The sequence below is a fragment of the Acidimicrobiales bacterium genome, from assembly GCA_025455885.1.
Taxonomy (GTDB): domain Bacteria; phylum Actinomycetota; class Acidimicrobiia; order Acidimicrobiales; family Acidimicrobilacustridaceae; genus Rhabdothermincola_A.
Genome location: JALOLR010000001.1, coordinates 77,977 through 100,741, shown reverse-complemented (window position 1 = coordinate 100,741; position 22,765 = coordinate 77,977). Strand labels below are relative to the sequence as shown.

Annotated in this window: 17 protein-coding genes; 1 reads left to right on the top strand and 16 read right to left on the bottom strand. The window is 73.3% G+C overall.

Going from position 1 to position 22,765, the window contains the following annotated elements:
* Positions 1-8 precede the first annotated feature (8 nt).
* From MUE36_00465 to MUE36_00425, 9 genes are all read right to left on the bottom strand, one after another.
* Complete coding sequence (locus MUE36_00465) at positions 9-1,622, bottom strand: methyltransferase domain-containing protein (GenBank protein ID MCU0309403.1); 1,614 nt, start codon at positions 1,620-1,622, stop codon at positions 9-11.
* A complete protein-coding gene (locus MUE36_00460; protein ID MCU0309402.1) occupies positions 1,619-4,642 on the bottom strand; it encodes a glycosyltransferase in 3,024 nt (1,007 codons plus the stop codon). Before MUE36_00460 ends, MUE36_00465 begins: the two co-directional genes overlap by 4 nt.
* Entirely contained in the window at positions 4,639-5,913 is a 1,275-nt protein-coding gene (locus MUE36_00455) for an ABC transporter ATP-binding protein (protein MCU0309401.1), read from the bottom strand. Before MUE36_00455 ends, MUE36_00460 begins: the two co-directional genes overlap by 4 nt.
* The gene (locus MUE36_00450; protein ID MCU0309400.1) at positions 5,913-6,722 is read right to left on the bottom strand and encodes an ABC transporter permease; all 810 of its coding nucleotides are present in this window, start codon (positions 6,720-6,722) and stop codon (positions 5,913-5,915) included. Before MUE36_00450 ends, MUE36_00455 begins: the two co-directional genes overlap by 1 nt.
* 29 nt (positions 6,723-6,751) lie before the next feature.
* Positions 6,752-8,053: a glycosyltransferase gene (locus tag MUE36_00445; GenBank protein ID MCU0309399.1), complete on the bottom strand. Its 1,302-nt coding sequence runs from the start codon at positions 8,051-8,053 to the stop codon at positions 6,752-6,754.
* A gap of 19 nt (positions 8,054-8,072) precedes the next feature.
* Positions 8,073-9,401, bottom strand: coding sequence for a hypothetical protein (locus tag MUE36_00440; protein MCU0309398.1), 1,329 nt, complete (start codon positions 9,399-9,401; stop codon positions 8,073-8,075).
* Positions 9,398-10,372: a Gfo/Idh/MocA family oxidoreductase gene (locus MUE36_00435; GenBank protein ID MCU0309397.1), complete on the bottom strand. Its 975-nt coding sequence runs from the start codon at positions 10,370-10,372 to the stop codon at positions 9,398-9,400. Before MUE36_00435 ends, MUE36_00440 begins: the two co-directional genes overlap by 4 nt.
* Positions 10,373-10,446: 74 nt before the next feature.
* Positions 10,447-11,640 carry a glycosyltransferase family 4 protein gene (locus tag MUE36_00430; protein MCU0309396.1) on the bottom strand — a complete coding sequence of 398 codons (1,194 nt, stop codon included), beginning with the start codon at positions 11,638-11,640 and terminating at the stop codon, positions 10,447-10,449.
* Positions 11,641-11,642: 2 nt separating this feature from the next.
* The gene (locus MUE36_00425; protein MCU0309395.1) at positions 11,643-12,752 is read right to left on the bottom strand and encodes a DegT/DnrJ/EryC1/StrS family aminotransferase; all 1,110 of its coding nucleotides are present in this window, start codon (positions 12,750-12,752) and stop codon (positions 11,643-11,645) included.
* Positions 12,753-12,832: 80 nt separating this feature from the next.
* On the opposite strand from MUE36_00425, the gene MUE36_00420 reads away from it, so the two are divergent.
* Positions 12,833-13,558, top strand: coding sequence for a hypothetical protein (locus MUE36_00420; GenBank protein MCU0309394.1), 726 nt, complete (start codon positions 12,833-12,835; stop codon positions 13,556-13,558).
* On the opposite strand, the gene MUE36_00415 is transcribed toward MUE36_00420, so the two are convergent.
* From MUE36_00415 to MUE36_00385, 7 genes are all read right to left on the bottom strand, one after another.
* On the bottom strand, positions 13,527-15,089 hold the full coding sequence (locus MUE36_00415; GenBank protein ID MCU0309393.1) for a DUF2142 domain-containing protein: 1,563 nt from the start codon (positions 15,087-15,089) through the stop codon (positions 13,527-13,529). The two genes, MUE36_00420 and MUE36_00415, sit on opposite strands and share 32 nt — an antisense overlap.
* Positions 15,090-15,126: 37 nt before the next feature.
* Complete coding sequence (locus MUE36_00410) at positions 15,127-16,689, bottom strand: glycosyltransferase family 4 protein (GenBank protein ID MCU0309392.1); 1,563 nt, start codon at positions 16,687-16,689, stop codon at positions 15,127-15,129.
* A 41-nt stretch (positions 16,690-16,730) separates the two neighbouring features.
* A complete protein-coding gene (locus MUE36_00405; GenBank protein MCU0309391.1) occupies positions 16,731-18,005 on the bottom strand; it encodes a glycosyltransferase in 1,275 nt (424 codons plus the stop codon).
* Positions 18,006-18,122: 117 nt separating this feature from the next.
* Positions 18,123-18,974 carry a dTDP-4-dehydrorhamnose reductase gene (gene rfbD / locus MUE36_00400; protein MCU0309390.1) on the bottom strand — a complete coding sequence of 284 codons (852 nt, stop codon included), beginning with the start codon at positions 18,972-18,974 and terminating at the stop codon, positions 18,123-18,125.
* Positions 18,975-18,978: 4 nt separating this feature from the next.
* Positions 18,979-19,935, bottom strand: a complete 957-nt coding sequence (gene rfbB, locus MUE36_00395) for a dTDP-glucose 4,6-dehydratase (protein MCU0309389.1) — start codon at positions 19,933-19,935, stop codon at positions 18,979-18,981.
* A gap of 33 nt (positions 19,936-19,968) precedes the next feature.
* A complete protein-coding gene (locus tag MUE36_00390) occupies positions 19,969-20,535 on the bottom strand; it encodes a dTDP-4-dehydrorhamnose 3,5-epimerase (GenBank protein ID MCU0309388.1) in 567 nt (188 codons plus the stop codon).
* A gap of 78 nt (positions 20,536-20,613) precedes the next feature.
* Entirely contained in the window at positions 20,614-22,713 is a 2,100-nt protein-coding gene (locus MUE36_00385; protein MCU0309387.1) for a glycoside hydrolase family 25 protein, read from the bottom strand.
* Positions 22,714-22,765 lie beyond the last annotated feature (52 nt).

The window sequence follows — 22,765 nt, the reverse complement described above, 5'->3', positions numbered from 1 at the left end:
TCGCCCGCTCAGGAGAGCAGCGAGCGCAGAAGGGCGGCGAGGCGCCGGCTCGGCCGGCGGGCGTGCTCGGCGCGGAGGCGCTCGAGCTCCGGACGCACCGCGTCCAGCTCGGCGCCGAGGCGGCGCAGGTGGTGGGCCATCTGTTCGAGGGCCTCGCGGTCGGCACGCAGCTCCTCTCGTGACCACACCACCTCCGCCTCGGCGGCGACCAGCCGCTCGCGGGCCCCGGCCAGCCGGGCCGCCGAGCCGGCGGGCAGCACCATCGGTCGCTCGTCGAGATGGGCGACGATCGAGCGGGCGACGGCAGCGACCTCGGGGTCGGTCGGGCGGGGAACGGCGAGGACCGGCGGGCCGTCGACGGCCTGGACACCGCTGAGCTGGGCCGCGGTGGCGATCCACCGGGCCAGCCCCCAGGGCGCTCCGTCAGGGCGCACCCCGGCGGAGCGCACCACCTCGACCGGGACGGCGAAGGCGGCGGGGACGACCGGGGCGAGCGGGGCGACGTGCAGGAGGTCGACAGGATCGAGGTCGTCGGGGCCGTCCGGGCCCACGAGCTCCTCCCAGGGCGACGTCGGGTCGGCGAGGTCGTCGAGCAGGCGGGTGGGGACGCGCAGCACCCGGCCGGGGCTGGCCACGACGGCGGCCGCGATCGTCGACGCCCAGTCCGGTCCGACCCGGCACTGCCCGTCGAGGACCACCACGACCCGTTCGGGGACCGCCGCGACCGCCGCGGCGAGATCGCCGTCGGCGCCGATCCACACCCCGCCGGTCACCCCGGCGGCGACCAGGTCGTCACCCAGCTCGGGGGCGTCCGCGGGAGTGGCCCGCACGACGACACCGAGTGCCGGGCGGTCCTCGTCGCGCACGACGGCGTAGGGGGCGACGGCGGGGCCGGCCGGAGCCGGGCGGAGGCGGCGCACGAACTGGTAGGTGGTGGCGCCGGGCCCGGCGTCCCGGCGGACGGTCCGCAACAGGTCGCTCAGCGGTGACCCGGGCCGGAGAGCGGGCGAGTCGACGGGCCAGCACTGGTCGGAGACGGCGGCCTCGGTGTCGGCGGCGGCCTCGGCGACCCACCCGCCCTGCACGAGCAGGCGGCCGAGCTCGGCCTCGGAGAAGAAGCGGAGGTGGGTGTCGTCGAGCAGGCCACCGTCGTCGACGTCCCAGCGGCCGAGGACCAGCTTGGCGGCGACGTCGACGTGGGTGACGTTGGGGATGCTGACCACGAGCGGCGCCGACGCCGGCGAGGCGCCCTCGACGAGGCGCCGCACGGCGCGCAGCGCCACGGTGGGGTCGGGGAGGTGCTCGAGGACGTCGAGCGCCAGCACGGCGGCGAGGGGACGATCGCCCAGCACGGCCTGCAGGGCCGCCACCAGGTCGTCCTCGGCCACGGCCAGGCCGAGCAGATGGGTCTCGAAGCCACGGTCGGAGAGCTGGGCGAGGGACGCCTCGTCGATGTCCACGCCGACGTACTCGTGGCCGAGGTCACGCAGCGCCTCGGCCACCGCACCCGGCCCGGCCCCCAGATCCACCACGACACCGGGATCGCGGCCCGCGGAGCGCACCAGGGCGACGGCCCGCCCGGTCGAGGCGTCCTCGTCGTAGGCGAGGGGGTAGCGGTTCACGGCGATGCCGTCCCGTGGGCTCCTCGGGCGTGCGGATCGGCGAGGACGCCGTACACGCCGGCGAAGGCGTCGTCCCACCGGGCGAACCGCTCGGCGATGGTGGTCTCGGCGGCGGCGCCGAGCCGGACGCGCAGATCCTGATCGACGACGAGACGACTCATCGCCTCGGCCAGCCCGTCGACGGTGCGCCGACAGCGCAGCGAGTTGACCTCGTGGTGCAGGATCCAGTCCCCGGCGGGGTTGTCGAACGCCACGACCGGCACCCCGCAGGCCATCAGCTCGAGCGGCAGGTAGGAGGGGTGCGCCGAGACGGTGAGCGCGACCCCGAGGTCGCAGCGGCGGTAGAGCTCGCCGGTGTCGCGGTAGTCGAGGAGCCCGAGGTGCTCGATCCCCCGACCGAGGTCGTCCGGGCGGGCCCACGAGCCGGCGGTGACGATGCGGACCTCGTCGCCGAGGCGCTCCTTGAGCTCGCCGAGGGCCAGCGACGCCAGCTCCCAGCAGTTGCGCCAGTGGCCGGGGCGGGCGTACACGAACACCGTCGCCGGGCCGTCGTGGCGCAGCGGGCGCCGGCCGCGGGCGTGGAACACCGAGTCGTCGACGGCGGGCATGAACGACCCACCGACCCCGCGGTAGTCCCGTTCGTAGATGTCGAGCAGGCGTTCGGTGTTGCACAGCCCGTAGAGGCCGAGCCGGTAGCCCTCCTCGGCGAGGGCGTAGTTGGTGCCGGCGGGGTAGAACTGCGGTTCGAAGTCCTGGATCAGGTAGAACTTCCGCCGCGTGTGGGGGAAGCGGGCGACGCTGTAGGCGGTGACCCAGAGCGTGGCGATCGACACGTCGGCGTAGGGCACCCGACTCAGCTCGGGGTCGGTGGGCCCGCCGATGAAGGTCATGGGCACGTCGGCCAGCGACGGGAACGCCGCGGCCAGCGCCGACCGGAAGAAGACCTCGTTGGGATCGGCCATCATCACGAACCGGTGGCGGACGCCGTGGTGGGCCTGCAGGTGCTCGGCGAGGCGGAGCGCGGTGTTGATCCCCCCGTAGAAGGGGCTGTCGATGTCCGGGAAGAACCAGTTCATCGTCTCGACGTCGGCCCACCCCGAGGTCCCGGCGTGGAGGGCGTCGACGGCGTCGACCACCGCGTCGTCGGCCCGGCAGATGTCGGACAGCCAGACCGACTCGGCCTCGTCGGCCTTCTGGCGGAACACCGTGAAGTTGCGGCCCAGGACCTCACCGACCTGGGGCATCGGACCGCGGTCGTCGGCGTCGCGGAAGAGGGGCGCGCCGGTGCGGGTGGACAGGCTCGGGGAGAAGTACGGGTCACCACCGCGCAGGTACTTCTGGTACCGCCAGTAGCTGGCGTGGAAGTCCCCGACCGGGACGGTGCGACCCCTCGTGGCCGACTCGAGGTGGCGGACCTCGGTCACCGGGGAGCAGACGTTGCGGTAGCCGGCGAAGCGGGTGTCGAAGCCCAGCACCACGTCGCTGCCGCAGAGGACGAAGCGCTCGTCGAACCCTCCCACCTGCTCGAACAGCTCGCGCCGCACGGCGACGCACGCCGCGGTGACCGACAGCGTGTTGCGGTACCAGTCCGTGGAGCCGAGGAGCGTCGCGGAGTGCGGCTCCAGGCCGAGGAAGAGGTGGTCGGCGAACCCGTTGACGCCCACCACCACCCCGCCGTGCTGGATGCGGCCCTCGGGGTCGATGAGCTGCAGGCCGACCAGACCGATGCCGGGCTGGATGCTCCAGCCGACCAGCTCGCGCAGCCAGGCGGGGTCGCGCAGCTCGGTGTCGTCGTTGAGGAAGACGAGCACGTCGCCCGAGGCGCCGGCGGCGGCGACGTTGTTGACCCTCGAGTAGTTGAACTCCTCGTCCCACCACGTGACGTCGAGGTCGAGCCCGTGGTCGTTGGCCGCGTACCAGGCCTCGTGCTCGGGCGTACGGCCGCCGTTGTCGACGATGCGGACGTCGAAGGCCGGATAGTCGGTCGCGGCGAGCGACGGCAGGCAGGTGGACAGCATCTGCTGGTTGTGGCGCGTGGGGATGATGACCGTCACCGACGGCGGGTCGGGCAGCGCCCAGCGCACCACCACGCCGCCCGGACCGTCGACGAGCTCGGCCTGCTGCCCGGTGCGGCGGAGGTGGTCGGCCACGACCTGCCGGGCCCGGTCCGGTGCGACGACGGGACGACGGACGAGGTGGGCGAGGACCCGGGGGATCCGCACGACGCGCTCGTCCTCGAGCCCCGCCCGGAGCAACAGGTCCCACCAGAGAGCGTCGCCGAGGGTGGCGTCGACCCCGCCGCGCTGGACCGCCCGGCGACGCAGCGCGAAGGAACGGCCCAGGTAGTTCACCCCGAGGAGCACGTCGGGCGACCACGAGGGCCGGAACAACGGATCACCGGGCGCGCCGTTGGCGTCGAGCACGTCGTCGTCCCAGTGGACGACCTCCGCCGCCGGGTCGTCCCAGCAGTGGCTCACGACCTGGTGCACGAGGTCGGGCTCGACCACGTCCCCGGCGTCGAGCACCACGACGACCGACGAGGGGTCGCCCGCCACGAGGAGCTCGGCCACCCGGGCGTCGACACCGCCGGCGGCGGCGGTCACCGTGACCCGCGGGTCGGTGGCCAGCCCGGCCTCGGCGTCGACGAGGACCGCCCGCCAGGTCGGGCAGGTCTGGCCGACCAACGAGTCGATCGTCGCACGGGTGGCGGCGAGCCCGCCGGGGCGCACGACGACCTCGAGGTCGACGGGCCGCGTCTCCACGCGGTGCTGGAGGATCTGGTCGGCGAGGTCGTCGGCGCTCACCCGGTGGCGGGCCGACCAGTCGGCGTAGCGGGGCTCGGTCGGGGACGGCTGGGAGGCGAGCGCCCACAGCGCCCGCAGCCGCGGGAGGTACCCGAGCCCGTCGCGAGCCATCTGGCGGCCGAGGCGGAGCCCCGCCCGCACCGACGAGTCCGGGGGCGCGGCACGACGGGCCACTCCGGACAGCCGGACGCGCGCTCCCCTCCGCCCTGCGGTCATCGCGACCCTCCCGAGGGTGACCCGTCGGCGCCCGCCGGCGCCCACTCCCCGGCGATGTCGACGACACCGGCCACGTACTCGTCGCCGTTGCGGACCCTGAGTGTGGCGAGCTCGTCACGCTTGTCGAGCGAGGTCGTGGCGGAGGCGTCGTGCACGGCGAAGGAGAAGTGGTACTCCCCCTCACCGAGGGGGAAGCGGTCGATGCGGTAGTCGACGTGACCGGGGCCCACCTCGAGCATCCCCGGTTCGGCGCGCCGCATCCCCGGGTTGGCGACGTAGACGCCGTGCTCGTTGTGGATCGAGAACGAGAACAGCGGACGCTCGACCGGCGCCCGGCACGTGTAGTGGGTGCGCACGGTGAGCGGCTGCAGGGGCGTGACCAACGAGACGGGCCGGCCGGCCGCGTCGAGCAGCTCGGCACGCTCGATGATCACCGGCCGCTCCGCCGGGCTCGACGGCGGGCGGTGCTTGGCGAGCTCGGCGGCCTCCTCGGCCAGGCGCACCCGTTCGTCCTCGGCGAAGCGGTCGGCCTCGGCCTCGTTCACCTGGTCCAGGTACTGGTGCACGACCTCGGCACCGGTGCCCATGGCCATCAGGTTGCCGTGGTCGAGCCACGCCGCGTGGTCGCACATGGCCTGCACGAGCGGGAGGCTGTGGGTGACCATGACGATGGTGACGCCGTCGCTGCGGAGCTTGTAGAGGTGGTCGAAGCAGCGCCGCTGGAACTCCTCGTCGCCGACGGCGATCACCTCGTCGATGATGAGGATCCGGGGGTTCACGTGGACCGCCACCGAGAACCCCAGCCGGACGAACATGCCGCTCGAGTAGTGCTTGACCGGCGAGTCGACGAACCCGGCGAGGCCGGAGAAGTCGACGATGTCGTCGAAGATGGCGTCGACCTCGCGACGGTGGAGACCGAGGATGGCGGCGTTGAGGTAGATGTTCTCCCGGCCGCTGAGCTCGGGGTGGAAGCCGGCGCCGAGCTCGAGAAGGGCCGAGATCCGCCCGTCGGTGGTGATGCGCCCCGAGGTCGGCTGGAGGATCCCGGCCATCATCTTGAGCAGCGTCGACTTGCCGGAGCCGTTGTGCCCCACGAGGCCGTACATCGAGCCGTGGGGCACCTCGAGCGACACCCCCTTCAGCGCCCAGAACTCCTCGAAGCGCTTCCCCCGGCGCTTCGTGAACAGCTCCTTCACCGAGCCGGCGCGCTCCTTGTAGAGCCGGAAGTGCTTGGTGACGTCGTCGACGGCGATCGCCGGGGCCTCGGCCATCAGAGCTCCTCGATCACGTTGCGGGCCTTGCGGGCGAAGAGGAACGCCCCCACGACGAAGGTACCGAGGGAGACGACGACCACGGTCGTCACGAACCAGACGGACGGCCACGTGAGGGTGTAGAAGGCCTCCCGGGTCAGCTCGACGAGGCGGGTCAGCGGGTTCAGCTCGATGAGGCGCCGCATCGGGATCCCGAACTTCTCCTCGGGCACCTGGTCGAGCGGGTACACGATCGGCGTGGCGTAGAAGAGGACGTTGAGGACGATCCCCACCAGATAGCCCACGTCGCGCAGGTACACGTTGTAGACGGCGGCGACGAGGCCCAGGCCGAGGCCGAACAGGCCGGTGCAGACCAGCACCAGGGGGAAGAGCACCATCGTCCATCCGACGTTGCCGACCACGATCATGATCGCCGCCAGGATGGCGCCCTCGATGAGGGCCTGGAGCAGCACCGTGAACATGTTGGCGATGGCCGGGCAGGCGGGCGGGAAGTACACCTTGTTGAGCAGCGGTCCCGCGGCCTGGAGCTGGGAGATCGAGCCGTTGACCGTCCCGCTGAAGAAGTTCCACACGACGAGCCCGCAGAAGAGGAAGAGGGCGAAGCTCTGGGTGGTGCCGTTGCCCATGACCGGCGGGTCGGAGCTGAAGATCACCCCGAACACGATGCTGAAGATCAACAGGGTCGACGCCGGGTTGATGAGGGACCAGGCCCACCCGAGCACGCTCTTCTTGTACCGGGACCGCAACTCGCGTTGGGCCAGGTTGTAGATGAGGTTCCGGTAGGTCCAGATCTCGGTGACGGCGGTCACTGCGTCCCTTCGTCGAGCAGCGTTCGAGGCTACCAGCGGCCTCTCGCCGCCCTCGTCACCCTCCGGGCCGCGGCAGCGACTCCTCCGAGGGCGCCGGGAGGGTCGTCGCCGACCCTGCGGTCCGGGGCGCGCCCGGGCCGGGCGCACACGTCGAGCAGAGGGGCGGCCACCGTCGACCAGGCGTGCTCGGCGGCCACGACCCGGGCCCGCCCGCGCCGTTCGTCGCCCTCCACCGCGGTCTCCTCCGCCAGCCGGTCGAGCGCCGCCGCGGCCCCGTCGACGTCGTCGGGGGACACCGTCGCCCCGAGCCCCCGCGCCGCCACGACCTCGGCCCAGTGGTCGCCGCCACTGCACACGACCGGGAGCCCGGCCCACAGGTAGTCGAGGATGCGGGTGCGGAAGGCGAACTCGGTCTCGACGTGGCGGTGGTGGAGGCTCACACCGACGGCGGCGTCGGCGAGCCAGTCGATGCGCTCGGCGTAGGGCACCCACTCCTCGTGCACCACCACCCGCCGCCCCAGCAGCCCGAGGTCGGCGGCCCGCTCCCGCACGCGGTCGACGAGGGGGGCGTGGCCGACGGCGGGCGTCGGGTGGCGACCGGCCAGGAACACGGCGACCAGGTCGTCACGGGTGCTGCGGGCCACCGCCTCGACGAGGGTGAGGGGGTCGAGCCAGTCGTACAGTCCCCCGCCCCAGAGCGCGACCCGGGCGCCAGGGCCGGCCAGCCCGCCCGGGCCGGTGAGCGGTCTCGCCGTCGACACGGGCGGCGGGCCGTCCGGCGTCCCGAAGGGGACCACACGGACGAGGCGGTCGAGGGCGGGGTCCTCCGCCACGACGCGGGGCGTGAGCCGCCCCAGGGCGGCGAGGGCGCCGACGGCGAGGTGGCGCTGACGGTCGCTGGCCACCAGCACCACGTCGGCGTGGCGGAGGGGTTCGACGAGGTGTCGCTGCGCTGCAGCCGCCCAGTCGCGCTGGGCGTTCACCGGCTCCCCGCGGCGGCGTTCGAGCGTCTCGAGCAGACCGGGGTCGTAGGCGTCGACGACCAGGGTCGTGTCGAGGTCGGCCAGCCAGGGATGCTCGGCCACCAGGGGGGCGAAGGCCACGACGACATCGGCGTCGACGTCGCCGGCGAGGGAGCGCAGGGCGTCCCCCCGGGCGGCGACGCCGCGCACCCCCGCCGGCGACGAGCCCGGCGCCAGAGCCGGGGCGACGAGCACCACCTCATGGGCGTGCCCGGCGAGGACCCGGGCGAGCTCGACCGCCCGGATCGCCGGCCCGGCCATGGTGGGGCCGACCGGGTCGCCGGTCAGGACGAGGACGCGGGATGGCATCGGCCGGACCGACGAGCGGTCAGATCTCGATCGGCTCGTGCTCGATGGCCTCGACGAGCGACTCGACGCCCATCCCCTCGGCCCGGCCCATCCTCGACCAGGTGGCCACCGCCATCAGGCCGGCGGCGACGAGCGCACCGGCGAGGAAGCCGATCTCGACGCGCAGCTCCAGGTCGGCGATCGCGGCGATCACGCCGATGCAGACCGCGAGGCCGAGGGCCCACGCCCCGACCATCAACCGATGACCGCCCAGCGCCATCAGGGCCTGCGCGAGGGTCAGCGCGATGATGAAGGCACCACTGCCGGCGGCGAGCAGGGCCAGGCCGCCCGCACCGAGGCCGAAGTCGTTGAACAGGATCCCGCCGATCCAGGGGCCGAGCACGAGCGCGCCGACGACGCCACCCACGGCGACCACCACGACCGCCCCGAGCAACTTGAGGAGTCCGCTGCGGAACTCGTCGTGGCGACCCGACCCGATCAGCGCGGCGAGCTTGGGCAGGAGGGTCCCCTGGATGGCCTGGAAGGCCAGCACCGGCAGCCGGGCGACGAAGAACGCCGACGCGAACCCCGCCACGAAGTCCTTCTCGTCGGGGCTCGCCAGGATGTTGACGGCCAGCAGCGGCGAGTAGGCGAGGGCCTGCATGAGCACGGACCCGAGCAGGAGCCACCCGAGCGACGCCGAGAGCTCGCTGTACGGGGCTTCCGGTCCCGGGACGAGCATCCCGCGCTGGCGGCGCAGCGCGAACGCCGCGGCGAAGAACGGGGCCAGCGCGAGGACCATGGCGTAGGCCCCGGCCCGGTCGACGCCGGCGGTGGCGAGCACGACGGCGCCCACGAGGCGGATCACCCCTTCGGCGGCGAGCAGCTCGCCGTAGGCCCGGAAGCGACCCTGCCCGGCCAGGACACCACGGGTGAGGTGCACCACGTAGAAGCCGACGAGGCCGATGGCGAGGGCGGGCACGAAGAGCATGTCGCCGTGGTAGAGGTCCTCGTTCAGCAGAGGGGTCGAGATCACGGCGATGACGACCAGCGCCGCGGTGATGAGACCTCCCAGCCGGGCGGCGCGGTGGATGAGCGGTCCCCCACCGAGGCCCTGGGCCCGTCGGTGCGAGACGGCCCGACCCACCTCCTGTTCGAGGGGGAGGAAGAAGCCCGGACCGGCCACGAAGATGACCGCCCAGAACGCCGAGAACGCCGCGGCCGCCCCGCCGACCAGGGAGTTGAGCGAGACGACCACGAACACGTACGACGTGACCGCGGCGATGGCAAGGCCGGTGCCGACGGCGGCGGTCCCCTCCGGCAGGGTCTGGCGGGCCTGTCCCAGCAGCGCGCCGGCGCGGTCCTTCATCGGGTCACCTCCAGCAGGTGGCCGTCGGCCATCACCCGGTCGAGCACCTCGTGGGGCGGCAGGATCGAGCGCCGTTCGGCATCGGCGTCGCCCTTCCCGGCGGCGAGCTCGACGAAGTGCTCGAGCTGGGTGACCAGGGGCTCACGGGCGTCGAGGATGGCGGGGATGTCGATGACCGTCTGCTGGCGGTAGCCGGTCTGGCGGCCCTCGAGGAAGTCGGCGCCGACGTGGTGGTACACGGTGATGTCGCGGCGCAGCAGGTCGACCTCGACGAGGCGGTCGAGCTCGGCGACCTGCAGGCTGCGCAGCTTGCGCTGGGAGACCCGGCTCGCCGAGAGCCCGGCGACGAGCCCGCCGGGGAACGACAGGGCGATCTCGGCGATGTCCTCCGAGCGCGGCGGCGAGGCCGGATGGCAACAGGACAGCTGGGCCTGCACGGCCGACGGCATCTCGCCGGCGAGGCGGATGGCGAGGTCGACGTCGTGGATGGCGAGGTCGAAGGCGACCCCCTGGGTGATGCGGGGCGTGTGCGGCGAGTGCCGCACGACGTTCACGTGCACCGGGTGCTCGACGATCTCGTGCATCTTGAGCACTGCGGGGTTGAAGCGCTCGAGGAGCCCGCAGACCAGCGGGACCCCGGCGGCCTCGGAGGCCTGGACGAGACGACGGGCCTCGTCGAGGTCCTGGGAGAGCGGCTTCTCGACGAGCGTGGGACGTCCCGCGCCGAGGGAGCGCAGGGCCCACTCGAGGTGGGTCTCGCTGGGGGTGGCGACGACCACGGCGTCGACGACGTCGAGGTCCTCGAGCGTCGGCACCCACTTCGACCCCCACGCCTCGGCGGCCGCCATGCCCCGGGTGGCGTCGGTGTCCACGACGAGGGTCAGTTCGGTGGCCAGGTTCTGGGCGATGACGCGCGCGTGGAGCGAACCCATCGATCCGGAGCCCACCAGGGCGATGCGGAGCGGTGACATTTGGTGTCGAACGTACCACCGAGCCCGTCGAACCCCGGGAACCCCGAGGTGACGTGGGACGGGCCGTGCCCGCCTCAGCGGCGCCGGTCGGCGTCGGCGACGGCGCGCTCGTAGAGGTCGAGGTGGGCGGCGGTGACGGCCTCCATCGAGAAGCGCTCCCGGATGAGCCGGCGACCCCCCTCGCCGACGTGGCGGCGCAGCTCGGGATCGCCGAGGAGCCGCACGAAGGCGTCGGCGATCCCGCCGAGGTCGCCGGAGCGGGCCAGCACGACGTTCTCTCCGTCGACGAGGCGCCCGGTCGGATAGTTGCCGGGCAGGGCCGTCGTCACGACGGGCACCCCGGCGGCGAGCATCTCGAGGCTGGCCGTGCCGAAGCCGAGGTCCTGCAGGTCGTGGGCCTCCACGTCGGCCGCCGCGGCGAAGTCGGGCACCTCGTGCTTGGGGACCGCGCCGGTGACGATGAGCGACCCGTCGACGCCGAGCTCGCGGGCGCGGACCTCGAAGCGGTCGTCGTAGACGTGGCCGACGACCACCACGGCGACGTCCGGCACCTCCTCGAGGATCCTCGGCATGGCCTCGACCAGGGCCAGCCGGTCCCGCAGCGGGATCACGTGACCGAGCGAGAGGATCATCGGGCGATCCCCGATCCCGAGCCTGGCCCGGACGGCCTCGCCGTCACCCATCGTGAAGCGATCCGTCTCGACCCCCACGGGGATGTCGACGATGCGGTCCTCGGGGATCCCGTACCGGGCGGCCACGTAGGTGTGGACCGGCCCGTCCACGGCCACCACCCGCGGCCGGGAGGCCCGGACCAGGGCCCGCACCACGGACAGGTCGCCGGCGGCCATCACCGCCCCGTGGAGGCGACTGGGGCTGATCAGGCGGGTGTGGACCGACAGCACGACGGGGACCTGGCGGCGCCGGGCCCACAGGGTGCTCATCCAGGTGAGGTCGAAGAACTGGCCGTGCTGGTGGACGACGTCGGGTGCGAAGCGGTCGAGGAGGCGGAACATGCGCCGCAGGTTCCGGGGCGACGCCGTGAACGGGATGTCGTAGTTGAACGCCAGGCGGGAGGTCGGCGCGAAGCCGGGGAGGCGCACCACCCGCAGGCCGCCGACGACCTCCTCGGGCGGGGCGTCGGGGAACGACGAGGTGATGACCAGCACCTCGTGGCCGGCTGCGGCGCAGTGGCGGGCCACCGCCTCGCTCAGGTGGGCGCTGCCGCCGGCCCGCGGCGGGAAGAACGCGTTGACGACGGCGATGCGCACCTCTACCCGCCGAACGCCGAGCGTACGGCGAGGACGACCCGGTCGAGCTCGTCGCGGGTGAGGTGGGGGTGCACGGGGAGGCTCAGGACCTGTGCGGCCGCCAGGGCGGCGTCGGGTGTGTCGCCCACGACGACGCGAGGGTCGTCCCGGTAGCAGTCGTAGTCGTGGACCATCCGGGGGTAGTACACGCCGCTGCCCACCCCCGCCTCGGCCAGGCGGTCGACCAGGGCGTCGCGGGTGAGCGGCGCGTCGTCGGTCACCCTGACCGTGTACTGGTGGTAGACGTGGCGCCGGCCCGGCTTCTCGACCGGGGTCACCAGCCCGTCGAGGCCGGCCAGTCCGTCGTCGAGGACCGCGGCGTTGGCCCGCCGGGCCGCGGTGATCTCCTCCAGTCGCTCCAACTGCGGTATCCCCACCGCCGCCTGGAGGTCCGTCATCCGGTAGTTGTGGCCGGCCAGCTCGTACTGGTACCGGGCCCGCATCCCCTGGTTGCGCAGGAGGCGGAGGCGGTCGGCGAGCGCGTCGTCGTCGGTGGTGACGACCCCGCCCTCGCCGGTGGTCACGTTCTTCGTGGCGTACAGCGAGAAGCAGGCCTGCCCGAAGCCGCCGACCGGGCGCCCGTCGACCCGGGCCCCATGGGCCTGCGCGGCGTCCTCGACGACGGCGAGGCCCCGTTGCTCGGCGAGCGACGCCAGGGCGCCCATCGGGGCGGCCTGGCCGTAGAGGTGCACCGGCATCAGCACGCGGGTCCGGTCGGTGACGACCGAGGCCACCGCCGCCGGGTCGATGCAGAAGTCGTCGAGGTCGATGTCGGCGAAGCGCACGGTCGCTCCCGCTTCGAGCGCGGCGTTGAGGGTCGCCACGAACGTGAAGGGGCTGGTCACCACCTCGTCGCCCGGCCCGAGCTCGAGCGCCTGCAGCGCGGCCACCAGCGCGGTCGTGCCGTTGTTCACGGCGACGGCGTGGTCAGTGCCGGCCATCTCGGCGAACAGCTCTTCGAGTCGGGCCACCTTCGGGCCCTGGGCGAGCATCCCCGACCGCAGCACCTCGAGGACCAGCGCCTCTTCGGCCGCCCCGAAGCGCACCGTCGTGATCGGGATGGTGATCGTCATGTCGTGGCCTGCATCGCGTCCAAGATGGTAGTCACCACCCGGTCAGCGCCCTGACCTCCCGGATCGCCGAGGAACCACCCATGCCCCGCCCCGCCGCCGTCCACCGCACCGCGATCGTCGCACCCGGCGTCGAGGTCGGCGAGGGCACCGTGATCGGACCGTACGCCGTCGTCCTCGCCCCCTGCACCATCGGCCGCGACTGCTGGATCGGCCCCCACGTCGTGATCGGCGCCACCGGGGAGCACGTCGACGAGATGATCGTCCAGAGGGTGCCCGAGGGGGCGACCGAGGTCACCGACGAGGAGATCTGGTTCGGGGCCCACGGCGTGGGCGTCGTCATCGGCGAGCGCACGATCGTGCGGGAGCAGGCGACCATCCAGTCCGGCACCGCGGCGCCGACCACCGTGGGCTCCGACGTGTTCATGATGAACAAGTCCCACGTGGCCCACGACTGCGTGCTCGGCGACCGGGTGCGCATGGCGCCGACGGCCACCCTCGGCGGGCACGTCTGGATCGGCGACGACGCCAACGTCGGCATGGGCGCCGCCGTCCACCAGCAGCGCACGATCGGGACGGCGGTGATGGTGGGCATGCAGGCCGGGGTCGTGAAGGACATCCGCCCGTACGAGTTGGTCAAGGGCGTCCCGGCTCGCCCGACCGGGCTGAACGAGGTGTGGCTGCGCCGCGCCGGGCACTCCGACGACGACGTCGCCGACCTGGCCCGGTTCTACGCCGGCGGGTCCGAGGACGTCCCCGAGCCCTTCGCCGCCGCCCTCACCGCGTGGGAGACGGCTCGGCGGCGTTGACGGGGGTGCCCGTCGAGGGCGCCCCGTCGTCCGCCGCTTCCGTCGGGCGGGGTCGGCCGATGACCAGCCACGCCGCAACGGCCCCGGCGTAGACGACCAGCAACGCCTCGGCGGGGATCGGGGGGTTCCATCGCTCCGCGGTGAAGAACCACACCGTGCCGTTCGCACCGACGGTGTAGCGCCGCAGGTTCTGCGCGAAGGCCAGCAGGTGGGCCACGAACAGCGCCACGAGGGCCAACGGCACGACGAGGGAGCGGGGCGCCACCACCTGGCGGCGCCACTGGGCCAGGCCCCAGGCCGCCACCAACGGGACGCCGACGACGAGCGGGAGGGTGTAGCGGCCCTGCCAGAACAGGTCGGCGTCGCGCACGCCTGGGTACTGGATGGCGGCGGGGAGCACGAAGGTCCCCGCCGTGAGCAGGACCACGACGATGCCCACGCGGCGCAGCGACGTGGCCAGCACGGCCAGCACGAGGCCGGCGAGCACGATGGCCCAGATGAAGTAGACGACCTCGGGGAGGCGCGTGTCGCCCCAGCCGAAGACGCCGACCCACTCCCGGAACAGCAGGCCGACCTCGCCGACGAGGGCCCGTTGGATGTCGGACTGCGGGATCGTCAACGGGGCCACACCGCTGTTCGTGCTGTCGAGCGGCTTCACGACCACGATCCACGCCATGGCCACCAGCCCGGCCACGGCGGCCACGGCGGCGGCCACCCGGACGGCGTGATCGGCGGCGAGGCGCCTCAGGCCGGACCACCCGGCCAGCACGGCGAGGGACCCCCCGAGCACCGCCACCCACAGAGGGCCGAGCTGGCGCGTGAGCGCGAGGAGCACGACGGCGACGACGAAGCGCAACAGCACCCTGCGGTCCACCTCGGGCTCACCGATGAGGACGAGACCCGCCACCCACGCCCCGACGGCGGCGGCCACCTCGACGGCGTTCGGATTCACGAGACCGAAGAGGTAGAAGGCCATGGGCGTGCACGCCACGACGATCCCGGCCGGCATCCACGACGACCAGCCACGACGACGGGCGGTGACCATCGCGGAGGCGACGAGCGCCGCGCACAGCGCGGCGTTCACGACCCGCATGGCGAAGAAGCTCCGGCCCGACGTGTCGAACAGGCTGGGCAGCCCGACGAGGCCGTAGTAGAGCGGGGGGTGCCGGCCCGCCGAGGTCGGCGCCTCGATCACCTCCGAGTCGCCGACCACCACCAGGCAGTCGCCGGTGACGGCGGGTTGGAAGGCGAAGCAGGCGGGGTTGGTCCTCACGTAGATCGAGGGTGTGTCGACGAGCGTCCCCGGCTCACCCTCGGCGTCGCGGTCGCGCCCGAGGATCTCCCCGTGGGCGACGCTGTAGGCCCGCACCGTGTGGGCCGGCTCGTCCGGTCCGCCGTAGCGGGGGCTCGCCGCGGCCCAGCACGTGCCCACCACCAGGATGACGAGGAAGGTGGCCAGCCAGATGCGCAGGTCGCGGTGCTCGGGTGCGGCCCGCCACGACGCCACGGTCGATCCGATCCCTCGCCTCACACGTGGCCCTTCCCCGGCGCCGACAGCGCTCGCCACCTTACGCGGCGCCCGGCCCGTCGCCGATGAGCCCCGCCACCACGGTCGAGAGCCGCGCGGAGAACCGGTCGAACCCGTAGGGCCGGGCCCGCGCCACGGCCGCCGCGGAGAGCTCGCCGCGTCGGACCGGATCGCCGAGGAGCTCGGCGGTGCGGGCCACGAGGCCGTCGAGGTCGTGGAAGACGAAGCCGTCGACGCCGTCACGGACGATGTCGGGCTGGCCGCCGGCGGCCATCACCACCGGCACCGCGCCCGCCGACATCGCCTCGACCGTCGTGATGCCGAAGTGCTCGGCGCGGACGGGGTCGGCGTCCACGTCCTCCCCCAGGCCGGTGGCGTGCCAGTACACGGCCGCTCGCCGGTAGAGCCCGTCGAGCTCGTCACCGGTGGCGTCGACGTGGAGCTCCACCGGCAGGTCCCGTGCGGCGGCGCGCACCGAGGCGAGGTAGTCGCGGTCGGCGGTGTCGCAGCCGCCCACGAGGTGGAGCGACCAGCCGTCGGCGACACCGGCGCGGCACAGCGTCGCGAAGGCCTGGACCATCTCGAGCTGCTTCTTGGCATGGCCTCGCCCCGGGGCGAAGAACCGACCGACCGACAAGATGACGTCGTCCTTCGGACCGGGCGAGCGCAGCCGGACCGGCGGTTCGAGGACCACGCTCGGACGCCGCCACCACCGGTCGATCCACCGTCGGGTGAACGGGGAATTGGCCACGACCAGGTCGTAGGAGTCGAGCCACCCGGTCGTCGGCGGCTCGGCGGTGAGCAACGACGCCCGGGCCCCGAGGAAGCGGGCCGGACCCCGCCGGGTGGTGGCGGCGACCAACGGGACCCCGAGACGGCGTCGATCGCCGTTGCCGATCACGTCGTGGGCCACCGCGCTCTCGCTCTCGATCCCGACGAGCACCTCGTCGGGTCCGGGGGGAACGTCCACGACCACCCGCAGCGGCTCCACGACCTCGAGCCGGGAACGGGGAGGGGCCAGGATCGCCTCGGCGGCGGTCGCCCCGTCGACGGTGACCCGGATCCGTCGTTCGGCCCCGCCCGGCACGAAGCGCCCGAACCAGAGCTCGAGCACGTCGCCGGGCCCCACCGGCGGACGCACCTTCAGGACCCCGTGGCCGTCGGTCCAGCGGACCTCCTGCCACCGGACGACGTCGGGCCGGTGGAACCCCCGGACGGGCTCGACGGCGGACGGCCGCCGTCGCAAGGGGCGACCGAGGGCGTTCACCGCCCGCTGCCAGCCGACCCGATCGGCCCCGGGTCGGTCGGGGAAGTGCACGACGTAGATGCCCCTCGTCGCACCGTTCTCCCCGTGGTCGCGGTAGGAGAGGTTCACCAACAGGTCGTAGCCCGCGCTCGACGCAACAAGGGGCACGGTGGGATCGACGACGGTGACCGTCACCCCGGACAGGTCGGCGGCGAGACGCTCCCCCAACCAGGCGGTGTCGACCGGCTCGTTGGCGAGCAGGGTCACGTCGTGGTGGCGGCTGAGCGCCTCGGCGACCCCGGCGGCGTAGGCCTCGCCGCCCCCGGCGGTGCCCCAGAAGGCGTCGAAGACGGCCACCGTGGACCGCTCCGTCCGAGGGTTCGCAGCCCCCGGGGTGCTCACCGGCGCACCAACCACGTGGCGACCTCGTCGTCGGACAGGCGCGACCGGGACCGGGCCCGACGGCGCGCCGCGAGCATCGCCGGCAACAGTCTGAGGAAGTCGACGAAGGAGCCCATCCGGCGACGCACGACCGTCCCCCGGGGTCGCCGGCCGCGCAGGAGGGGCCGGAGGACGTCGCGACGGGCGTAGGAGCCGGTGACGAGCACGAAGCGCACGACCTCGCGGGCCGCCATGCGGGCCGGGGCGTTCTTCACCAGCATCAGCAGGCGGTTCCGCTCGACATGGTGCGCGAAGACCGGGGAGCCCTCCCCCGAGGTGGCCGCGTGCAGGTGCCGGGCGACCGAGGCGGGAGCCGTCCGGTACCCCCACCCCCGGAGCCGGCCTCGCCACGACAGGTCGGTGTCCTCGTAGTAGAGGAAGAAGTGCTCGTCGAACAGCCCGACGTCGCGGAGGTAGTCGGGCCGGAACAGCACGCTCCCGCCGCACCAGGCGAACACCTCCGCGGGCTCGTCGTACTGGCCGTCGTCCCGGTCGAGCCACCCGCGATCGGCGCCGGCGCCGTCGGTGAACACCACCGAACCCACGTTGTTCACCACGTCGTAGGGCTCGCCGGCGACGGTGACGGCGGCCGTCGCCGGGCGGCGGTCGAGCTCGACGAGGTAGGTGCCGGCGCCGCCGTCGAGCCGCACCTCGGTCCGGCGCGGCGCCTGGAGGACGAGCTCCACGGGGATCGGCGACGTCGCCCCCTCGGGGACCGGCACGCGCAGCACCGCGTCGCACGAGGTCCACTGGAACGGCCCGTCACGATCGTGCTCGAGGCCCCATCCGCCGCTGGCGAAGTGCGCGTCGTCGAACACCGATGCGCCGTCGACGCGCACGTCGCGGACCATGACGCCGAGCTCACGGGGGTCGGCACCCCCGGGCACGAACCCCTCGGTGCGGATGCCGAGGTCGACGAACCCGGGGGCCAGCACGAGCTTCGACGCCGCGGCCCCCAGCTCGGGGGCGGCCTCCAGGGTGGCGACCAACGGGCGCAACCATCCCGGCTCCACGAACGCGTCGTTGTTGATCAGGCCGACGTAGTCGACGCCGTCGAGGTCGACGAGGGCGAGGTTGTTGGCCGGGAAGCCGCCGTTGTGGTCGTTTCGGCGGATCTCGACCTCGGGGAAGCGGGCCTCGATCGCCGCCACGCTGTCGTCGGTCGACGCGTTGTCGACGACGACGACGTGCAGGCGCTCCGCGGGCCAGTCGAGGCGGCGGAGGTGCTCCAGACACCGCAGGGTGAGCTCAGCGCCGTTCCAGTTGAGGACGACGACGCGGACCGAGGGCTCGACGGGCGCCGAGGGGGTCGACCCGGCTCCGGCACCGTCGTGCTCGCCGGCCAGCGCTCAGCCCTCGAGGAGCCGGGTGACGAGACGAGCGAGCGGCACGCGGAAGTCGTCGAGGGCGGGCAGACCCGAGAGCCGCAGGGCCGCGTTGTCGAGCACCGAGTTGGCCGGTCGCGGGGCGGGGCGCGGGGGTTGCAGGTCGGCGGTGGCCACCGGTCTCACCCGGTCCGGATCCGCGCCGGCGGCGAGGAGCACCTCGCGAGCGAACTCGTACCAGCTGACCGCCCCCTGGTTGGTCACGTGGAAGGTGCCCGGGCGACGGTCGACGACGAGGCGGACGATCGCCGCGGCGAGGTCGTCGGCGAAGGTCGGGTGGCCACGCTGGTCGTCGACGAAGCTCAGCGTGTCGTGCTCGGCGGCGAGGCGCAGGATCGTCTTGACCATGTTGGCGCCGTGGTGGCCGCACACCCACGAGGTCCGCACCACCGTGGAGCCGGAGTCGAGCTCGCGCTCGCCGGCCAGCTTGGACGCGCCGTACACCGACGCCGGGGAGGGCTCGTCCCACTCGTGGTACGGCTCGGGCTTCGTGCCGTCGAACACGTAGTCGGTGGAGACGTAGCAGACCCGGGCGCCGACCAGCCGGGCCGCCTCGGCGACGTGGCGGGCGCCCAGGGCGTTCACCAGGTAGGCGCGGTCGGGATCTCCCTCGCAGGCGTCGACGGCGGTCCACGCCGCGGGGTGGACGACGACGTCGGGCCGCAGGGAGGTGATCGCGCCCAGCACCGCGTCGCGGTCGGTCACGTCGAGGGCGGTTCGGTCGGCGCCCACCACCTCGTGGTGGCCGGGTGCGCCGAAGGCCGCGACGAGCTCGGTGCCGACCTGTCCGTTGGCGCCCGTGATCAGTACTCGCACCGGATCAGGCCCGCTTCAACGGTTCCCACCAGGCGCGGTTCGACCGGTACCAGTCGACCGTGGCCGCCAGCGCGTCGTCGAGACTGCCGGCGGGCGACCACCCGAGCGCCCGCGCCTTCGTGCAGTCGACCGAGTAGCGCCGGTCGTGCCCGAGGCGGTCGGCGACGTACTCGATCATCTCCTCGCCGGCGCCGCACAGCGACAGCACCTTCTCGGTGAGGTCGCGGTTGGTGGTCTCGTTCCCCCCGCCGATGTTGTAGATCTCGCCGACGGCGCCGCGGCGCAGCACGAGGTCGACGCCGGTGCAGTTGTCGGTGACGTGGATCCAGTCGCGGATGTTGAGCCCGTCGCCGTACAGCGGCACCTTGGCGCCGTCGAGGAGGTTGGTGACGAACAGGGGGATGACCTTCTCGGGGAACTGGTAGGGCCCGAAGTTGTTCGACGAGCGGGTGACGAGCACCGGCAGGTCGTAGGTCTCGAGGTAGGAGAGGGCGATCAGGTCCGAGCCCGCCTTGGAGGCCGAGTAGGGCGAGCGGGGCTCGAGCGGATCGGACTCGAGCGACGAGCCCTCCTCGACGGACCCGTAGACCTCGTCGGTGGAGATGTGCAGGAAGCGCTCGACCCCGATGTGGCGGGCGACGTCGCACATCACGTTCGTGCCGAGGCAGTTGGTGCGAACGAAGGTGTCCGGGTCGACGATGGAGCGGTCGACGTGGCTCTCGGCGGCGAAGTGGACGACGGCGTCGTGCCCGGCCATCGCCGCCGCGACGGCGTCGCGGTCGCAGATGTCGCCCTGCACGAACCGGTAACGGGGGTCGTCGGCCACGTCGGCGAGGCTCGAGAGGTTGCCGGCGTAGGTGAGGGCGTCGTAGACGGTGACCTCGTCGTCGGTGGTGGCCAGCACGTGGCGGACGTAGTTGGATCCGATGAACCCGGCACCGCCGGTCACGAGGAGCTTCATTGAACGGGAGACCTTCTCGTCGTCGCGGGCGGATCAGGGACGGAGCCCGAGATGGGGCTGCCACTGCGGCGCGATGTCGGCACGACGCGGGTTGGCCTGGTCGCGGGCGGAGAGGATCGGGTCGCTGACCCCCCAGTCGGCGTCGACGGCCGGGTCGTCCCACGCCACCCCCAGCTCGTCGGTGGCGTTGTAGTAGCCGTCGACGAGGTACGTGATGGTCATGTCGGTCAGGGCCGCGAACCCGTGGGCGACGCCGGGGGGGATGAAGACGCCCCGGTGGGGGTTGGTGCCGTCGGGCTGCACGCCGAGGTCGAGGCACAGGGTGGCGCCGTCGGTGGGCGACCCGGTGCGCAGGTCGTGCAGCACGACCCGGGCCGTCCCGTAGGGCACGTACCAGTAGTCGGCCTGGTGGAGGTGGTAGTGCAACCCCACCACCGCCCCCGCCTGACGGTCGCCCCGGTTGCCCTGGATCATCTCGCGGCCCTGGGGGAACCACTCCCGTCGGTAGGTCTCGACGAAGAAGCCCCGCTCGTCGCCGTGGACGACGGGGTCGACGACGTACACGCCGTGGATGGTCTCGGACGCTTGGACGGTCGCCACTGGGAGTCGGCCCTCTCGATCGGTCGGCCCGGCGAGGCTATCCGCGGTCCGAAACGAGCCGGGCGACCGGTCGTGCGCTCAGACCGTGCGACAGCCGAGGAGGGGGTTGTCGCTGCCCGGGCCAGCGTTGATGGCGTAGACGCACACCCGCCGCGGCCCGGGCGCCACGGGGATCCGGAGCGAGAAGCCGTGGTCGGGCCCGTACCTCGGGTACACCGCACCCACGTCCGGTCTCGTCAGGCCGGCCGCCGTCAGCCCGCCCCATCCGGCGTCGACGTAGACGTGCACGTCGATCGGGCCGGACGTGTCCGGGTCGATCACCCAGCCGCTCACGGTGACCGCGTCACCCGCCCTGGTGACCGCCTCGAGGTTGCCGACCGGGTTCGCCCCGACGTCGACCACCCGGCAACCGAGCAGCGTGTTGGTGTCGCCCGCACCCACGTTGATCCCGTAGGCGCACAGGGTGGTCCTGCCGCTCGGGAGGTCGAGCGTCTCGTCGAAGCCCTTGCGCGAGTCGACGCCGAAGAACCGCCCGATGTCGTCGCGCACCCGATCCGCCACGACGGAACGCCGGAACGCGCCGTTGGCGTAGATGTGCACGCCGATCGGCCCGGGGGTGCCGAAGTCGAGCGCCCAGCCCCGGATCCGGGCCGCACCGAGGCCGACGGTCGCGCCGTCCACGGCCCCGATCGGGTTGACGACCGGCACCACGACGTTCCGACAGCCGAGCAGGGGGTTCGTGGTGCCTGGCCCCACGTTGATGGCGTAGGCGCACACCGAGTGGGCTCCCGCGGGGAGCCCCGGGAACGATGCCGACCAGCCCTGCGTCGCCCCGGCGCCCGGATAGGCGGCGCGCACGTCGTCGCGCACCGAGAGGGTCCGCACGGACTGGCCCCACCGGCCGGACACGTAGACGTGGACGTCGATCGGGTCGGGCGTGTCGGCGTCGAGCGCCCATCCGCTGGCGACGACGTTGCCGTCGGCGGTGACCGCCGCCCCCTCGAGGTTGCCGATCGGGTTGCCGGCGACGCGGGCGCATCCGAGCCCCGGGTTCACCGAACCGGAGCCGACGTTGATGGCGTAGACGCACACCTGGCTCGTCCCGGGCGGCACGGGGACGCTGCCGTTGAAGCCGTGGCGGGGCCCGAAGCCCGGGTAGGCGTTGCCGACGTCGGGTCGGTCGACGTCGGCGACCAGACGCCCGGCGTAACGGCCGTCGGCCCAGACGTGGACGTCCACGGGGCCGGTCGTGTCCGGGTCGATGGCCCAGCCGCTCACCGCGACGCCCGCGGGCAGGCGGGTCGCCGCCTCGAGGTTCCCGAACGGGTTGCCCGCCCCGGCGCCGTTGCCGGCCAGGCCGGCCAGGCCGGCGGGGTCGCAGCAGTACCGGTTCAGGTCGACGTCGCCGACGATGCCCGGCACCCGACCGGACGACGTGTACTGCCAGAAGGTCCAGGTGGCCCATCCGGCCGGGACGAGGGGGCGGAACGTGGTCGAGTTGGGGTCGGTCGGGTAGCTGGGCAGCCACAGGCGGTACCGGGCACCGATGTCGGTCGGGTTGCCCACCGCGTCACGCCAGAAGTAGTAGCCGGTGTAGACGATCGGCGGCCGGCCGGTGAGGCGTTCCACCTCGGCCAGCCACAGCCGGGCCCACTGGGCGAGGTCGGCCCGGGCGAGGCCACCGGTCTCCTCGAGGTCGAGCACCCCCGGCAGGTCGAGGGGCCCGCCGAGGCTGCCGGTGGTGGCCACGAAGTAGCGGGCCTGGTCGACCGCCGTCGACAGCGGGTAGGCGGGGCGGGCGTAGTGGTACGCGCCCCGGAAGAGCCCGACGGCGGCGGCGCCGGCGAAGTCCGTGCCGTAGTAGGGGTTGCGGTAGGTGGTGCCCTCGGTCGCCTTCACGAAGGCGAAGGAGTGCCCGGCGGCGCGCACCTGCGACCAGTTGATCGCCGCGCCACCCGGGTGCTGGTGGCTGGCGACGTCGATGCCCGTGAGCAGCGCCCCCGCCGGCGCGGCCACCCCGGTGACGGAGAGGACGGCGGCCACCACGGCCAGCACGGCCGTCACGGCGCGCCGCGGCGCGGTCCGGCGCGGCGACGACCGACGGGGATGCGGTGCGGGGAGGGCCATGGCGGGGGTGACCGAAGGGGCGACCGGAGGGAACGCCGGGATCACCGTCACATCGGCACGCGACGGCGAGGCCTGAAGTCTTGCAGGCCCGCCCCGAGGCTGC

Excerpts from the sequence above, each read along its gene's own strand:
- MUE36_00460 (MCU0309402.1), bottom strand. The coding sequence starts at position 4,642 with ATGACCGCAGGGCGGAGGGGAGCGCGCGTCCGGCTGTCCGGAGTGGCC.
- MUE36_00455 (MCU0309401.1), bottom strand. The coding sequence starts at position 5,913 with ATGGCCGAGGCCCCGGCGATCGCCGTCGACGACGTCACCAAGCACTTC.
- MUE36_00445 (MCU0309399.1), bottom strand. The coding sequence starts at position 8,053 with ATGCCATCCCGCGTCCTCGTCCTGACCGGCGACCCGGTCGGCCCCACC.
- MUE36_00440 (MCU0309398.1), bottom strand. The coding sequence starts at position 9,401 with ATGAAGGACCGCGCCGGCGCGCTGCTGGGACAGGCCCGCCAGACCCTG.
- MUE36_00435 (MCU0309397.1), bottom strand. The coding sequence starts at position 10,372 with ATGTCACCGCTCCGCATCGCCCTGGTGGGCTCCGGATCGATGGGTTCG.
- MUE36_00425 (MCU0309395.1), bottom strand. The coding sequence starts at position 12,752 with ATGACGATCACCATCCCGATCACGACGGTGCGCTTCGGGGCGGCCGAA.
- MUE36_00420 (MCU0309394.1), top strand. The coding sequence starts at position 12,833 with ATGCCCCGCCCCGCCGCCGTCCACCGCACCGCGATCGTCGCACCCGGC.
- rfbB (MCU0309389.1), bottom strand. The coding sequence starts at position 19,935 with ATGAAGCTCCTCGTGACCGGCGGTGCCGGGTTCATCGGATCCAACTAC.